We start from the raw sequence: 15,361 nt of genomic DNA on the forward strand, positions 1-15,361 counted from the left end.
CGTGCGGGTTGGATGTGGCTGGGCGCGCAGTTCCCCGCGCCCCTTGCAGGGTGCCGTCGGCTTGTAGGCGCGGGGAGTTGGGGCCGGGGGGTGCGGGGTGTGGGTGCGTGCGGGTCGGGTGGGGCTGGGCGCGCAGTTCCCCGCGCCCCTTCACGGGTGCCGTCGGCTTGTAGGCGCGGGGAGTTGGGGCCGGGGGGTGCGGGGTGTGGGTGCGTGCGGGCTGGATGTGGCTGGGCGCGCAGTTCCCCGCGCCCCTTCACGGGTGCCGCCGGCTTGTAGGCGCAGGGAGTTGGGGCCGGGGGGTGCTGGTTGTGGGTGCGTGCGGGTCGGGTGGGGCTGGGCGCGCGGTTCCCCGCGCCCCTTCCACGGGTGCCGCGGGCTTGTGGGTGTGGGGCCAACTAGGGTCGTGGGTATGGAGATTCTGGGTGCCACACTGCGTGTCTGCGTCGACGACCTCGACACCGCGATCCCCTTCTACGAACGGCTCGCGGGCGGGCGGGCGCTGCGTTTCGAGCGGGGCGGAGTTCAGGTGGCCGCCGTCGGTTCCTTCCTTCTGATGAGCGGGCCGGAGGCGGAGCTGGAGGTGCTGCGCAAGGTGGCGGCGACGATCGCCGTGGAGGACGTGACCGAGGCGCACCGGCTGCTGACCGAGCTGGGCGCCCGGGTTATCGCCGGGCCGGTGCCGACCCCGGCGGGCCGCAACCTGCTGGCGATGCACCCGGACGGCTCGATCTTCGAGTACGTCGACCAGAGCGACTGAGCCGCCGCTCAGCCGGCGTCCGGCCGCATCCGGAAGTCGAGGCGGGCGGGCAGCGGCTCGTCGGTGAGCCGGGCCCACAGCAGCTCGATCACGTCCGCGCCCTCCCGCAGGTCCGCCACCTCGAACCCCTCGTCGAAGACGGCCCGGGCGTCCGCCCGCCTGCCCTCGGCGAGCAGCAGCGCGGCCTCCAGCAGCCGGAACGGACCGCGGCGCCGCACGTCGGGCAGCAGCCGCTCCCACACCGTGCGGGCCTGCTCCGCACGCCCCGCCCGCAGCAGCGCCCCGAGCGCCTCGCGGCCCAGCGCGGCAACGGCGGCGGTCCAGGCCTCGCCGTTGTCGCGTCGTTCGCGGCACAGGTCGTCGAAGGCCTCCGTATACCGGTCGGCGGCCCGCTCGTGGTGGCCGGACTCCTCGTCGGCGACCGCCAGGCAGCGCAGCAGCGGCCACAGCGACGGGGCGAGCGGCACCGCGCGCTCCCAGCTCCGGACCGCCTGCGCGCGGTCGCCGGCGTGCCACTGGGCGATGCCGAGGTGGTACTCGGTGTGCGGGGTGGCGGGCGCGGTCTCCAGCATGTCGCGCCAGTGCGGGGCGACCAGCGTCTCGCCGGGCGGGCGGACCCGGCGCGGTTCCGGCAGCGAGCCGGTGCGCAGCAGCTCCAGCCAGGGCGTCTGCGCCTCGCCGAGGGTGGCCTCCGGGAACGGCGTGCCGGGCAGCTTCCAGCCGGCCCGCGCGACCTCCAGCGCGCCCCAGCCGGAGCCGGTGGCCAGCCGCTCGCCGGGCTCGGTGTCGGCGCACGGCAGCCAGTCCGTGTACGCCCGCTCGACGCGGGCCCGCGGCAGGACCGCCGCCAGCCGGTCCTCCGCCCCCTGGACCACCGCGGGCCAGGACGGTCCTTCGGGGGCGGCGTCCAGCGGGCCGTACGCCTCCAGCCAGGACACCTCGCTCCCGGGTTCCAGCCGGACGTGCTCCAGCTGGGTGCGGGCGAGACCGGCCTGGATCTCGCAGTAGCCGCCGGTGCCGGGCTCGGTCAGCCACTCCTGCCAGCGCCGGCCGCCGGGGCCGCTGCCCCACACGAACAGCTTCCGGCCGCGCAGCACGTCGGTGGAGGTCTGCACGAGACCGTGCCCGTCCGCGTCCAGCGCGGCTATCCAGCGGCGCCGGCCGTCCGGCACCTCGTAGAAGTAGTCGGCGGCGTAACGGCTGTTGAGGGGGCGGGTGCGGTCGACGCCGTCGTGGCAGGGGACCGGCACCCGGCGCAGCCGGCGTTCGTAGCCGAACTGCCAGGCCTCCTCGGCGGGGGCGAGGACCCGCCGGTCCTCGGGGACGGCGATGTTGGACCACCAGTAGGCGGGTGCGGGCCGCTCGTGCGGATTGCGGATCCGGACGCCCACGTACAGGAAGTCGGATCCCTCCGGGAGCCACAGGTCGACCTGGAACGGCAGGTCGCGCAGCCGCTCCCACTCCCACAGGCGCAGCATCTCGCCGCCGTCCGGGGCGGGGACGCGGGCGGCGTGCAGGGGGGCGCAGGACAGGGTGGTGTGGCCGGTCGCGCCGATGTTCCACTCGATGCCGCCGGAGTACCAGGCGCCGTTCAGCGCGAAGTTGGCGGGCTGGAACACCGGGTTGCGGTAGAGGAGTTCGCGTCCGGTGGGCAGGTGGACCAGGGAGGCGATCCGGCCGCCCAGACCGGGCAGGACGGTGGCGCGCAGCCGGTCGTTCTCGATCACCAGGGCCTTCAGGGCACGGGGTTCGCGGGTTCTGCCGTACCCGTCGCGCACCCGCACCGGCAGCAGGCTGCGCAGCGGCTCGTAGTCGAGCTGCCGGGCCATGTCGCGGGGCATGTCCCCGCGGTCCCGGTCCTCGACGCGGTGCGTCTCGTCGAGAGGGCGGAGCGGGGGCAGGGGGTTGTCGGGGCCCAACTGCGCGGCGGGCAGGGTGATGACCTCACGTCGGATCTCCGTCACGATGACCATGGAACCCGGCGTGCGGCGAGTCGGCCAGGGGACCGGCCGGTCAGGATTGCGCAAAGGCGGCCACGACCAGGTCCGCCAGCAGGGCTCCCGCGGTGCCCTCGGGGTCGAGGTCGGGGTCGTAGACGGTGACGTTGAGGCCCACGCAGCGCGGTGAGGCGAGCAGCGGGCGCAGCAGCTCCTGGAGTTCGTCCGGCAGCAGGCCGTGGGGTCGGGGCTGTCCACGGCCGGCATCACCGACGGGTCGAGCACGTCGGCGTCCAGGTGGACCCAGAACCCGTCGAGCCCGGGCGCCCGGAAGGCCTCGACCGCGGCCCGGGCGACCGGACCGGCGCCCTCGGCCCGGACACCGCCGACGGTGACGGCCGGCATCTTCAGGGAGGCCAGTTCGGCGAGGTCGTCGGCATAGGCGTCGCGGATGCCGAAGAAGCGGACGTCCTCGTCCCTGAGGTAGGGCCGCAGGCCCTCGATGTTCGTCAGGTCCTCCTGGCCGCGTCCCGTGCCGAGCGCGACCTCCTCGCCGCCCGCGGCGCCGATCCGGGAGGAGTTGCCCGGGTGCCGGAAGTCGTGCGAGGCGTCGACCGCGGCGAGCCCGTAGCGGCCGATCCGGCGCATGGCGAGGGAGGCGCCGAGCTGGACGGAGCAGTCGCCGCCGAGCACCACGGGGAACTCCCCGGCGCGCAGGTGGCGTTCGATGCGGTCGGCGAGCCGCACGGTGTACGCGGCGAGCGCGGCCGCGTTGAAGACGCCGTCGCCCTCCTGCCAGTCGCCGCGGTCGTAGCGGGGCGGTACGGCCACGCCGCCCTCGCGGGCGCCGAGCCGGCGCAGCAGTCCCTGCTCCCGGAGGGCCCCGGCCAGCTTGTGGCAGCCGGGGACGGTGCCGGGGACGGGCGGGCGCAGACCCAGGTTGGACGGGGCGTCGAGCAGGACGAGCGTTCGCATGCGGGGCTCCCTCGGCAGGACGGCGGGGTCAGTCGGCGGCGCGCATCTCCGCGGTCAGCGCCCAGCGTTCGTGGTCGCGCCAGGCGCCGTCGATGAAGATCATGGCGGGTGAGAAGCCCTCCAGGCGGAAGCCCGCGCCCCGCGCCAGGGCGAGGGAGGCGGTGTTGTCCGGCTGGGCGTTGATCTCCAGCCGGTGCAGTCCCAGCGGCCCGAAGGCGTAGCCGATCACCAGGTCCAGGGCCTCGCGCATCAGCCCCCGGCCGGCCGCGTGGGCGAAGGCGCCGTAGCCGAGGGCGCCGCTCTGGAAGCCGCCGCGGACGATGTTGTTGATGTTGATGAAGCCGGCGATGTCCCCGGTGTCCTTCTCGCACACGAGGAAGCCGGCCCTGGCGGGATCCTTGATGAGCGCCTTGGCGTAGCCCGCGTAGCCCTCGTCGTCGTCCGGCGGGAACAGCCACGGCCGGTGCAGGTCCTTGCTCTGCCTGGCCCGGGCGGTGAACTCGGGTCCGTCCTCCAGGGTGAAGGCACGGATGCCGACGCGGGGGCCGGTGGCGAGGTAGTGGGCTGCGGTGTGCGGCATCCGGCCAGCCTACGCTCGGCCGGCCGGGACCCGGCAGCGGATCGGTCCGTCCCCGGCCCGGCCCCGCGCGCGGCGGGGCCAGGTCCGGGGGCGGGTCAGCGCAGCGCGGGCTCGTCCAGCGTCAGCGTGCCCGCGTCGGCGTCGAGTTCGGCGGTCACTCCGAACGGCACCGTCAGCGCCCCGTCGCAGTGCCCGAAGCCGATCTCCTCGACGACCGGGACCCCGAGCCCGCCGAGCCGGTCGGCGAGGACCGCGCGGACTTCGCCGTAGGGGCCGCAGTCGTGCCAGGAGCCGAGTCCGATCCCGGCGACGCCGTCGAGCCAGCCGGAGCGCCGGAGCTGGGTCAGCAGCCGGTCCACCCGGTACGGCTGCTCGCCCACGTCCTCGAGCAGCAGCAGCCCGCCGCCGGCGCCCGGGTGGGCCAGGGGCGTGCCGAGGTCGCCGGCGAGCATGCTGAGGCAGCCGCCGAGGGTCACCCCGCGGGCCCGTCCGGGCGCCAGGGCGGGACGGTCCGCGGCGAGGGCGAGGACCGTCTCCGGTGCGAACAGGGTGGCCCGCAGGTGCTCCTGCGCCCGGGCGTTCTTGATGAAGTCGACGCCCGCGGCGGCCGGACCGTGCAGCGTGACCAGGCCGAGCCGGGTGGCGAACGCCTGGTGCAGCACGGTGATGTCGCTGAAGCCGACGAACACCTTCGGCCGGGCCGCGCGCATCGCCTCCCAGTCGAGCAGGTCGGCCATGCGCTGGGCGCCGTATCCGCCGCGGGCGCACAGCACCGCGTCCACGGCCGGGTCGCACCAGGCGCGCTGCAGGTCGGCGGACCGGTCGGCGTCGGCGCCCGCCAGATACCCGAGTTCGCCGTGCCGGTCGAGCACGTGCGGCGCCACCACCGGGTCGAGGTCCCAGCCGCGCAGCACGTCGAGACCGGCCTGGAGCCGTTCCTCGGCCACCGGACCGCTGGGCGCGACGACGGCCACCCGCGCGCCGGGGGCCAGCCGCGCCGGACGGACGAGTTCCCTCATGTGCCCAGCTCCAGCTTCGGCACGGCGGGCGTCGGGTCAAGCCCGAACACCTGCGCGTACAGGGACAGTTCCGCCTCCAGGGCGCGCACCATGGTGTCGGCGCGCCGGAAGCCGTGCCCCTCGCCCTCGAAGGTGAGGTAGGCGTGCGGCACGCCCCGGCCCTCGATCCCGGCGAGCAGGCGCTCGCTCTGGGCGGGCGGGCAGATCACGTCGTCCAGGCCCTGGAGCAGCAGGAACGGCGCGGTGAGCCGGTCGGCGTGGGTGGTGGGCGAACGCTCGGCGTACCGCTCGGGGACCTCGGCGAGCGGCCCGATCAGCGACTCCAGGTAACGCGACTCGAAGTCGTGGGTCTCCCCCGGCCCCCAGGTGGCGAGGTCGAGGACGGGGTAGATGATGGTGCCGCAGGCGTAGATGTCCGTGCCGGTCAGCGACGCCGCGGTGGTCCAGCCGCCCGCGCTGCCGCCCCGGATCGCGAGCCGGCCGCGGTCGGCGGTGCCCTCCTCGGCGAGGGCGAGGGCCACGGCCGCGCAGTCCTCGACGTCGACCACGCCCCACTGCCCGCGCAGCCGCTCCCGGTAGGCGCGGCCGTACCCGGTGGAGCCGCCGTAGTTGACCTCGGCCACGCCGATGCCGCGTGAGGTGAAGTAGGCGATCTCCAGGTCGAGCACGCACGGCACCCGGCCGGTGGGCCCGCCGTGCGCCCAGACGACGTACGGCGGCAGTTCGCCGTCGGGGGCGGTGCGGCCGGGGTGGTGCGGCGGGTAGACGTGGGCGTGCACCTCGCGACCGCCGGGCCCGGTGAAGACGCGGCTCTCGGGCGCCGGGTAGTACGCGGGGTCCACGGCGTCCCGGTGGCGGGCGCCGATGGCCCGGGCGCGGCCGATCCGGGTGTCCAGTTCCACCACTTCGGGCCCGGTGCGCGGGCCCGCCCCCACCGCGACGACCCGTTCGCCGTGGACCGCGAGGGAGGACCCGAACTCGGTCCACGGCCCGGCCGCGTCGACGACCTCGCCGGACTCGGGGTCCAGTATGCCGAGCGCGGCGGCGCCGCGGCCGTGCACGACCGCGATCAGGCCGTTGTCCAGCGGCGCGAACCAGTTCAGGCCGAGCTTCCACAGGGGCCCGGCGAACTCCTCCTCGCGCGGGCACAGCGGATCGCCGTCCCGGTAGAGGTTCCACCACCCGCTGCGGTCGCTCGCGTACAGCAGGGCGCCGTCGGCGGACCATTCGGCCTGCGCGACGGACTCCTCGGGGCCGCCGGCGACCGTGCGGACCGTGTGCAGGGCGCCGTCGTCGCCCACCTCGGCGACGAGCAGTTCCGTGCCGTCCCACGGCATCCGCGGATGGTCCCAGGCCAGCCAGGCGGCCCGGCGGCCGTCGGGCGAGAGCCGGGGCCCGGTGACGAACCGGTGCCGTTCCGGGAGGAGTTCGCGGACCGCGGCGCGGTCGTCGGCGGCCGAGCCGTCCAGCGGCACGGCGGCCAGGACGCGCCGCACGTCGTCCGGGCCGTCGCCGGTGAACTCCTCCAGCACGCACCACACTTCGCCGCGGCCGAGGTCGACCCGCGGTTCCGCCCAGCGCAGTCCGCCGTCCACCGGCGAGACGGGGGTGAGCGGGCGCGGCTCGCCGCCGCCGGGCTCCCACCGGTACAGGCGCTGGTCGGCGAAGTTCGCGAACACCACCAGGGGCGCGCCGTCCCGGACGGTTCCGGTCCAGGGCCGGCCGCCGTACTCGATGACCCGGCTGCGCACGTTCCAGGGCGCGGGCAGCACCGACTCCTCGGCGCCCTCGGCGGTGCGCCGCACCAGGGCCCGGCGGCCGCCCTCGGCGGGCCGGGGCTCGGTCCACCAGACCTCGTCGCCGACGAAGCCCACCCACTCCGGCTGCCCGTCGTGCGCGGCGGCCAGTGCCGCGTCGATCGGCGAGGGCCAGGAACCGTACGGCTGCTGCATGTTCTCCTCCATCGCCTAGGCCGTCCGCAGGAACCGGTCGAGGACCCGGACGCCGAAGTGCAGCGCCTCGACGGGGACACGCTCGTCGACGCCGTGGAAGAGCGCCTGGTAGTCGAGGTCCTCGGGGAGCTTCAGCGGCGCGAACCCGTAGCCGGTGATGCCGAGCCGCGAGAACTGCTTGGCGTCCGTGCCGCCGGACATGCAGTACGGCACCACGTGTCCCTCGGGCGCGAACTCCTCGACGGCGGCCCGCATCTTCGCGTAGGTGGGCGAGTCGAGGGGGGCCTGCAGGGCGACCTCGTGGTGGGCGAACTCCCAGTCCACGTCCGGCCCGGTGAGCCGGTCGAGCGTGGTGCGGAACTCCTCCTCGCCGCCGGGGAGGTAGCGTCCGTCCACGTAGGCGACCGCCTCGCCCGGGATGACGTTCACCTTGTAACCGGCGTCCAGCATCGTCGGGTTGGCGCTGTTGCGGACGGTGGCCTCGACCAGCTTGGCGGCCGGGCCCAGCTTCTCCAGCAGCCGGTCGACGTCCCGGAAGTCGACGTCGACGCCGTACAGGGCGGCGAGTTCGCCGAGCGCGGCCCGCACGGTCGGGGTGAGCCTGAGCGGCCACTCGTGCTCGCCGATGCGGGTGATGGCGGCGGCGAGCCGGGTGACCGCGTTCTCCTTGTTGACCTTGGAGCCGTGCCCGGCCCGGCCGCGCGCGGTCAGCTTCAGCCAGCCGGTGCCCCGCTCCCCCGCGGCGATCGGGTAGAGCTGCCGGCCCGAGCCGTCGTGGAAGGTGAAGGCGCCCGACTCGCTGACGCCCTCGGTGCAGCCCTCGAACAGCTCCGGGTGCTCGTCGGCGAGGAACCCGGAGCCGTCCTCGGCGCTGGCCTCCTCGTCTGCGGTGAACGCGACCACGACGTCCCGGCGGGGGCGCACGCCCTGCCGGGCCCAGGAGCGGACGACCGCGAGGATCATCGCGTCCATGTTCTTCATGTCGACGGCGCCGCGCCCCCAGACCACGCCGTCGCGGATCTCGCCCGAGAACGGGTGGACGCTCCAGTCGGCGGCCTCGGCCGGCACCACGTCGAGGTGGCCGTGCACCAGCAGCGCGTCGGCGGACGGGTCGGTGCCCGCGATCCGGGCGACGACGTTCGTCCGCCCCGGGGTCCGCTCCAGCATCAGGGGTTCCAGGCCCGCACCGGCCAGCCGCTCGGCCGCGTACTCGGCCGCGGGCCGCTCCCGGCAGTCGCCGCCGCCCCGGTTGGTGGTGTCGATGCGGATCAGGCCGGAGGTGAACTCCACCACCTCGTCCAGGGCCTGCTGGTCAGCCATACTGCTCCTCCACTGCGGCCGAGACGATCGTGGTGACCGCCTTGAAGGTACGGATTCCCTCGTACATGGTCTCGCTGGTGTACGCCACCTTGCGCTCGCCGACGCGTGCCACGCCCGGCACGACGGTCGCGGCCATCGCCAGGTGCTCGGCGTCGAACTCGACGGCGACCGTGAACGGGCCGCCTTGCACCGGCTCGTGGCGGACGGCTAGCCGTGCCGCCTCCTTGGCGGCGGCGCGGATGTCGGCGGCGGTCCGGGACGGCGTACGGCATACCGCCGCGTACCGGGACACATGGTCCTTGACCGCGACCTTCAGCGCCTCGGGCGCGTACCCGAGGGCGTCCTCGCAGGCCAGGTCGTCGCCGGTGACCAGCACGACGGGCACGCCGTACTCGGCGACGACGTGCGCGTTGAGCAGACCCTCGCTCGCGCGGACGTCGTTCACCCACACCCCGGTGATCTGGTTGGCGAGGTAGGTGTGGGCGAGGACGCCCTCCATGCCGGCGCCCGTGTGGTACCCGATGAACGCGATGCCGTCGACGTCGCCGTGCTGGACGCCCTCCACCATGGAGAGCGACTTGTGCCGCCCGGTGAGCATCTCGACCCGTTCGTCGAGCCGTTCCAGGAGCAGGTTGCGCATGGACCAGTGGGCCTCGTTGACGAGCACCTGGTCGGCTCCGCCGTCGAGGAAGCCGAGCGCCGCGGCGTTCACGTCCGAGGTGAACATCGACCGGCACCGCTCCCACTGCGGCGTCCCGGGGAGCACGTCGGCCGGCCAGGTGACGCCGGTGGCACCCTCCATGTCCGCACTGATGAGGATCTTCATGCACCGCACGTTACGCGGTGCCCCGGGGCGGCGGCTACGACCCCCGTGCCCCTTCCCGCCGCCCCCGGGACCCCGTCACCTGCCGGCGAGCACGAACCAGCGGGCGGGCAGGTCGATACGGGTGCCGTCCGCCATGTTCTCGGTCTGCGGCAGGGTGGTCTCCCCGCCGGCCAGTATCCGCAGGCCGGCCTCGGCGAGCAGGAGCGGGATCTCCTCGTCGTCGGCGTCGGCGGGCTTGAGACCGTGCTCGAAGACCCGGCGCAGCTTGGGCCCGGGTCCCTCGGGCCCTCCGGCGGCCAGCTTCAGGACGTCCCGGGATCCGGACGTCAGCTCGACGACGAACGCGCGTCCTTCGCTGCCGAGCAGCTCGGCGACGGCGGCGGCCACCGCGGCCCGGGCGTGCGGCTCGCTCTGGTGGATGACGGCGCGCATGTACACGTTGCTGTCGCCGAGCCGCTCGTGCAGTTCCCGGACGGCGCCGGTGTCCGTCAGGTCGAGCTGCTGGAACTCCACGGCGCCGCCGTTCGCGGCGCGCTTGGCGTGTTCGACGGCGGCGTGCGAGAGGTCGACGCCGACGGCGCGGGCGAACCGGGTGGCGAGGTAGCGGGTCTGGGTGCCGTTGCCGCAGCCGAGGTCCACTATGGGAAGCCCGGTGTCCGCGTACGGCAGCAGCAGCGCGCTGTGCGGCTCGGCGCCCAGTGAGGGGTCGGAGTCCCAGATCGCCTCTCCCGTCCCGTCGGCGGTCTCCCGCCAGTAACTCTCCCAGTTGCTGCGGTAGTTGTCCGAGACGTTCATGGCGATCTCCCCACGGTCGGTTGCGTGATCGGGATATCGCGACCGCCGGGTGCGGTGCAAGGGGTCGGCGGCCACCTTCACCGGATGTACGGTCCGCGGTCATCGCCGGGGGCGCGCCGAGCGGCCGACGCGCCCCCGGTTCAGCGTCTTCCGGCGAGGCCCTGTTCGAACCAGACGGTCTTGCGGTGGCCGGTGGCGCTGGCGCCCTACTCGCGGGCGAGCCGGCTGACCACCCGCAGACCGCGCCCCGCCTCGTCGTACGGCCCCGCGGCGAGCATGCTGGGCAGCTCGGGTTCGTCGTCGGTGACCTCGAACAGCAGCGCGTCGGTGCGGACCACGCGCAGTCCGACCCGGCCGCCCCCGCCGTGCCGCACGGCGTTGGTGACGACCTCGCTGACCAGCAGCCGCGCCGTCTCCACGGCCTGCGGCAGCTCCCAGTCCAGCAGCAGGTCGCGGACCAGGTCCCGGGCCCGGGCGACCTCGCGCGGGTCCGCGTCGAGGTGCCATTCGGCGACGTGGTCGCCGGGGATGCCGTTGAGCCGGGCCATGAGCAGGGCGACGTCGTCCTTGCGGCCGCCGTGGGTGTTGAGGGCCCGGATGATGGTGTCGCAGGCGTCGTCCATCGAGGCCGCGGGATGCGCGGCGGACTCGCAGAGCGCGGCCAGGCCCTCGCCGATGTCGGAGCCGCGCACCTCGACCAGGCCGTCGGTGCACAGCACCAGCCGGTCGCCGGGCGCGACCCGGACGACGGAGGCCTCGAAGGGGACGCCGCCGACGCCTATGGGCGCGCCGGTCGGCAGGTCGAGCAGCTCGCTGCGGCCGTTCTCGGCCCGCACCAGCACGGGCGGGATGTGCCCGGCGTTGGCGAGGTGCAGTTCGCCGCGGATCGGGTCGTAGACCGCGTAGAGGCAGGTGGCGAGGTAGTTCTCGCCGAGCCGCCGGGCGAGGTCGTCCAGGTTGCGCAGCAGTTGGGCCGGAGGCGTCTCCATGGTGGCCATGGTCTGCACGGCCGTGCGCAACTGCCCCATCATCGCGGCCGAGTTCAGCCCGTGGCCCATGACGTCGCCGACGACGAGGGCGGTGCGCGAGCCGGGCAGTTTGATGGTGTCGAACCAGTCGCCGCCGATCCGGCCGAGCCGGGCTCCGGGCAGGTAGCGGGTCGCCACGTCGCAGCCGGCCATCCGCGGGGTGACCTGCGGCAGCATGCTGTCCTGCAGGGTGTCGGCGACGTTCTCCTGGTAGGTGTACATGCGGGCGTTGTCGAGCACCAGACCGGCGCGGGCGGCGAGTTCGGCGCCGGTGGTGCGGTCCATGTCGTCGAAGGCGGCGCGGTCCGGGCGGCGCATCAGCACCATGAAGCCGAGGACGACGTTGCGCGCCTTGAGCGGCACGATCAGCAGGGAGCGGCCGCCGATGAGCGGCCTGAGGTCGCGCTTCTCGAACTCGCCGGAGATGCGGTCGGACAGTTCCTCGGTGACCTCCGGGATCAGCACCGGCTCGCCCGTGACCATGCACTTGTAGAACGGGGTGTGCTCGGGGAAGGCGAACGTCTCGCCGACCGGCACGGTGTCGTCCCAGCGCCCCGGTTCGTCGTTGTGCTCGACCCAGACCCGGTGCATCACCGTGCTCGCGTCGGGCGGGCCGTCCGGGAACCCCTCGCCCGCCAGCACCGCCGAGCGCAGGTGGGTGCCGGCGAAGTCCGCGAAGCGGGGCACGGCGGCGCTGGTGACCTCGCGGATGGTCTCGCCGAGGTCGAGCGAGGTGCCGATGCCGGAGCTGACCTCGTTGAGGAACTCCAGCCGCTCGCGCACGGCCGCGTACTCCAGGTCCCGCTCGGCCCCGGCCGGGATCACGGGCGCGGTCCGCTGCTGCGGTACGACGGCCTCGGCGCGGCTGCGGCCGGGGCGGCGCGGCACGCCCCAGTACGGGGTGACGGGCACCCGGTCGAACTGGCTGAACTCCAGCACGGGATAGCCGAGTTCGAGGATCTGGGAGACGATGCGGCCGCTGAGGCCGGGGCCCATGTTGGGCAGGATCTCGGGGAGCCGGCGCGCCAGTTCGTCGGAGGCGGGCAGTTCGGTGTGGCGGGCGAAGCCGGGCGAGATGTGCTCGGCCGTCTCGGTGTCGTAACCGCGCTCCTCGCGCAGCCTCGCGGCGTCGGCGGCGAGCACCAGCAGCCGGAACGGGCCCGGGCCGACCAGCGGGTAGGCCCACCACAGCACGTCGATCCGCCGGCCGTCGGCGGCCCCGTCGCGGGACGGGCCGTCCTTGTGCGGGAACTGGCGGGCCCGGCCGGCCGCCGGATAGGCGGTCCGGCCGCCGAGGGAGGCCTCCAGGTCGGGGCCGAGCCCGTCGTAGGCCTCGTAGGGGCCGTAGGCGTCGATCGCGTCGCCCTGCGGGTCGTCGGCGAGGGCGCCGGACACCGGGAGCAGGTCCACGGCGGGGTGCCCGACCGCGTCCTGGCGGCCGACGCCGAACAGGCGGCCCGCGCCGCTGCTCCAGTGGGACACCAGGCCGTCGCGGTCGACGACCACGACGGCAAGCGGAATCCGGCCCGCCGCGGTGTCGCCGGCGCCGCGGCCGGGAGGTGTGTCCCGCTCGCTGCCATGGTCCATGGCCCAGGCCCTCTCTCCCCACGGCTGTCCGCAAACGATCTGTGCCGCCCGCCACTACGGTACGGCGGGGGCCCGCCACGATGTGCGGCAATCCGGGAATTGCTCTCACCGGACCGCCCCGGCGCGCAGCTCAGCGCCCTGCGGGCGCCCCCCCGTCAGTCCTCGTGGCCCAGCTGCAGATCCCTTTCCGTGCGGCCGCCGCCGGCGACCTGCAGGACGGTCGCGACCGGCGGGTAACCCGCGGCGATGACGGTGTACTCGCCCGAGGACAGGTCCACGAACCGGAACGTCCCGTCGGCTCCGGTGGTGAGGGTGTCCACGACGTTCCCGGCGGCGTCCAGGAGCGTGACGCGCGCGTCCTCCACCGGCCGGCCGCCGCTCGCCCGGACGGTGCCCCGGAGCACCGCGCCGCCGGCGAGTTCCACGTCCTGCCGGGTCTCCCGGGCGGCCTGCACGGTGACCGGGAGCGCGGCGGGCCGGAAGGCGGGCGCGCTGGCGGCGAGGGTGTACTCGCCGGCCACCAGCTCGGTGATGACGTAGCCGCCCTCGCGGCCGCTGCGGGTGCTGGCGACGACCTCGCCGTGCACGTTGGTGAGGGTGACGGTGGCGTCGCGCACCGGGGTGCCGTCGACGGTGAGCACGCTGCCGGCGAGGCGCCCGGCGCCGCCGAGGACGACGTCGAGCTCGACGGGCCGCTCGCCGACGGTGACCGACACGGCCTGCGGCTGGTGGCCGCCGGCGGCGGCGATCAGCACGTACGAGCCGGCGCCGGGCGTGGCGAGCGCGTAGCGCCCGTCGTCGCCGCTGGCGCCCCGCCCGATCTGCTGTCCGGCGACGTCGATGAGGGTGAGCGCGGCGCGGGGCACCACCGTGCCGTCGGGGTGCTGCACGGTCCCGCAGACGGGGACCCCGGCGGCGTGCGGCGAGCGGCCCGCCCCGCCGGCCGGGGCCTGGTGGCGGGCCTGCGGGATGGGGGTGGTCAGGGACGCGGGCTCGGTTTCGGCGGCGTTGTGGGACACCAGCGGTTTCTCCTTGAGGAAGAAGGCGATGAGCAGGCCGAGGACGAGCACCGGGACCAGGTAGAGGAAGATCCGGGGCATCGCGTCGGCGTAGGCGCGGATGTAGGCGTCGCGCAGCGCCGGTGGCAGCGCGTGCACGAGCTGCGGGGTCAGGGACTCCGGGTCGGGCAGCCCGGCGCCCGCGCGCGGGGGCAGTTCGCGGCGCAGGGCGTCGGCGAGCCGGTTGGCGAAGAGCGTGCCGAAGACGGCGGCGCCGACGCTGCCGCCGATCTGCCGGAAGTAGTTGTTGGCGCTGGTGGCGGTGCCGAGGTCGGCGGGGCGCACGGAGTTCTGCACGGCGAGCACCAGGACGGGCATCACCAGGCCGATGCCGGCGCCGAGGACGGCCATCCAGACGCTGTAGTACAGCCGGGGCGTGTCCACCTCCAGCCGGGACAGCAGCCACATGCCGACGGCGGACAGGGCGCCGCCGAGGACGGGGTAGAGCTTGTACCGCCCGGTGTGGCTGATGAGCTGCCCGCCGATGATCGAGGCGCCGACGATGCCGGCCATCATGGGCAGCATCAGCAGCCCGGACTCGGTGGCGCTGGCCCCGTCGACCATCTGCAGGAAGGTCGGCAGGTAGCTGGCGGCGCCGAACAGCGCGACGCCGATCACCAGGCCGACCAGGCCGGTGACGTTGAAGACGGAGTCGCGGAACAGCCGCAGCGGGATGAGGGGTTCGGCGGCGAAGTGCTCGGCGGCCAGGAACAGGACGGTGGCGGCGACGGCGCCCGCGGCGAGGCCGAGGATCTCCCGCGAGCCCCAGGCGTACTCGGTGCCGCCCCAGCTCGTGAGCAGCACCAGGCAGGTGGAGGCGGCGGCGAGCAGCAGCGCACCGGGCACGTCGAGGCGGGCGCGGACGCGGGGCCTGGGGAGTTTGAGGACGGCGGTGACGACGGCGAGGGTCAGCAGGCCGAAGGGGACGTTGATGTAGAAGCACCAGCGCCAGGACAGGTGGTCGGTGAAGTAGCCGCCGAGCAGGGGGCCGGCGACGGAGGCGACGCCGAACGCGGCGCCGATCAGGCCCATGTAGCGGCCGCGCTGCCGGGGCGGCACGATGTCCGCGATGATCGCCTGCACCCCGATCATCAGCCCGCCCGCGCCGACGCCCTGGACCGCGCGGAAGGCGATGAGCTGGTCCATGCTCTGCGCCCGCCCGGCCAGCGCGGAACCGGCCACGAAGACGACGATCGCGAACTGGAAGACGCCCTTGCGGCCGAAGAGGTCGCCGAGCTTGCCGTACAGCGGCAGTCCGATGGTCGCGGTGAGCAGATAGGCCGTGATCGCCCACGACATCCTGTCCAGGCCGTGCAGCTCGCCGACGATCTTCGGCAGCGCGGTGGCGACGATCATCTGCTCCAGCGCGGCGAGCAGCAGCGCCAGCATCAGCCCGAGGAAGACCAACCGCACCCGGCGGCTGTCGAGTTCAGGGGTCCCGGGCGGTGGCGGCGGGGGTGTGCCGGGGGGTGCCGCGACCGGCTCGTCCCGCACCAGAGTCGTCCCGCCCACGTACCGCTCCCC

General features: G+C 74.6%; 10 protein-coding genes and 1 pseudogene. 1 reads left to right on the forward strand and 10 read right to left on the reverse strand.

Annotated elements, in window-relative coordinates; all coding sequences use genetic code 11:
- The first annotated feature begins 412 nt into the window (after positions 1–412).
- The gene (locus TNCT1_RS35040; protein WP_143640307.1) at positions 413–760 is read left to right on the forward strand and encodes a VOC family protein; all 348 of its coding nucleotides are present in this window, start codon (positions 413–415) and stop codon (positions 758–760) included.
- A gap of 8 nt (positions 761–768) precedes the next feature.
- On the opposite strand, the gene TNCT1_RS35045 is transcribed toward TNCT1_RS35040, so the two are convergent.
- From TNCT1_RS35045 to TNCT1_RS35090, 10 genes and pseudogenes are all read right to left on the reverse strand, one after another.
- A complete protein-coding gene (locus TNCT1_RS35045; RefSeq protein WP_143640309.1) occupies positions 769–2,733 on the reverse strand; it encodes a DUF5107 domain-containing protein in 1,965 nt (654 codons plus the stop codon).
- A 40-nt stretch (positions 2,734–2,773) separates the two neighbouring features.
- A pseudogene (locus TNCT1_RS35050) lies at positions 2,774–3,672 on the reverse strand (arginase family protein).
- A 28-nt stretch (positions 3,673–3,700) separates the two neighbouring features.
- Positions 3,701–4,252 carry a GNAT family N-acetyltransferase gene (locus TNCT1_RS35055; RefSeq protein WP_143640312.1) on the reverse strand — a complete coding sequence of 184 codons (552 nt, stop codon included), beginning with the start codon at positions 4,250–4,252 and terminating at the stop codon, positions 3,701–3,703.
- 95 nt (positions 4,253–4,347) lie between these two features.
- Positions 4,348–5,271, reverse strand: a complete 924-nt coding sequence (locus tag TNCT1_RS35060) for an LD-carboxypeptidase (protein ID WP_143640314.1) — start codon at positions 5,269–5,271, stop codon at positions 4,348–4,350.
- Positions 5,268–7,223: a prolyl oligopeptidase family serine peptidase gene (locus TNCT1_RS35065; RefSeq protein WP_373920531.1), complete on the reverse strand. Its 1,956-nt coding sequence runs from the start codon at positions 7,221–7,223 to the stop codon at positions 5,268–5,270. The genes TNCT1_RS35060 and TNCT1_RS35065 overlap by 4 nt, the downstream gene beginning before the upstream one ends.
- 15 nt (positions 7,224–7,238) lie before the next feature.
- Positions 7,239–8,543 (reverse strand): M20/M25/M40 family metallo-hydrolase, encoded by a 1,305-nt coding sequence (locus tag TNCT1_RS35070; RefSeq protein WP_143640319.1) that lies wholly within the window; start codon positions 8,541–8,543, stop codon positions 7,239–7,241.
- Positions 8,536–9,369: a M55 family metallopeptidase gene (locus tag TNCT1_RS35075; RefSeq protein WP_143640321.1), complete on the reverse strand. Its 834-nt coding sequence runs from the start codon at positions 9,367–9,369 to the stop codon at positions 8,536–8,538. The genes TNCT1_RS35070 and TNCT1_RS35075 overlap by 8 nt, the downstream gene beginning before the upstream one ends.
- Before the next feature lie 75 nt (positions 9,370–9,444).
- Complete coding sequence (locus TNCT1_RS35080; RefSeq protein WP_143640323.1) at positions 9,445–10,164, reverse strand: class I SAM-dependent methyltransferase; 720 nt, start codon at positions 10,162–10,164, stop codon at positions 9,445–9,447.
- Positions 10,165–10,370: 206 nt separating this feature from the next.
- Positions 10,371–12,779 carry a SpoIIE family protein phosphatase gene (locus TNCT1_RS35085; protein ID WP_143640325.1) on the reverse strand — a complete coding sequence of 803 codons (2,409 nt, stop codon included), beginning with the start codon at positions 12,777–12,779 and terminating at the stop codon, positions 10,371–10,373.
- Positions 12,780–12,934: 155 nt separating this feature from the next.
- Entirely contained in the window at positions 12,935–15,349 is a 2,415-nt protein-coding gene (locus TNCT1_RS35090) for an MFS transporter (protein WP_143640327.1), read from the reverse strand.
- Positions 15,350–15,361: the final 12 nt, after the last annotated feature.

It is taken from the genome of Streptomyces sp. 1-11, from assembly GCF_007176755.1.
Classification (GTDB): domain Bacteria; phylum Actinomycetota; class Actinomycetes; order Streptomycetales; family Streptomycetaceae; genus Streptomyces.

Excerpts from the sequence above, each read along its gene's own strand:
- TNCT1_RS35040 (WP_143640307.1), top strand. The coding sequence starts at position 413 with ATGGAGATTCTGGGTGCCACACTGCGTGTCTGCGTCGACGACCTCGAC.
- TNCT1_RS35045 (WP_143640309.1), bottom strand. The coding sequence starts at position 2,733 with ATGGTCATCGTGACGGAGATCCGACGTGAGGTCATCACCCTGCCCGCC.
- TNCT1_RS35055 (WP_143640312.1), bottom strand. The coding sequence starts at position 4,252 with ATGCCGCACACCGCAGCCCACTACCTCGCCACCGGCCCCCGCGTCGGC.
- TNCT1_RS35060 (WP_143640314.1), bottom strand. The coding sequence starts at position 5,271 with ATGAGGGAACTCGTCCGTCCGGCGCGGCTGGCCCCCGGCGCGCGGGTG.
- TNCT1_RS35065 (WP_373920531.1), bottom strand. The coding sequence starts at position 7,223 with ATGCAGCAGCCGTACGGTTCCTGGCCCTCGCCGATCGACGCGGCACTG.
- TNCT1_RS35070 (WP_143640319.1), bottom strand. The coding sequence starts at position 8,543 with ATGGCTGACCAGCAGGCCCTGGACGAGGTGGTGGAGTTCACCTCCGGC.
- TNCT1_RS35075 (WP_143640321.1), bottom strand. The coding sequence starts at position 9,369 with ATGAAGATCCTCATCAGTGCGGACATGGAGGGTGCCACCGGCGTCACC.
- TNCT1_RS35080 (WP_143640323.1), bottom strand. The coding sequence starts at position 10,164 with ATGAACGTCTCGGACAACTACCGCAGCAACTGGGAGAGTTACTGGCGG.
- TNCT1_RS35085 (WP_143640325.1), bottom strand. The coding sequence starts at position 12,779 with ATGGACCATGGCAGCGAGCGGGACACACCTCCCGGCCGCGGCGCCGGC.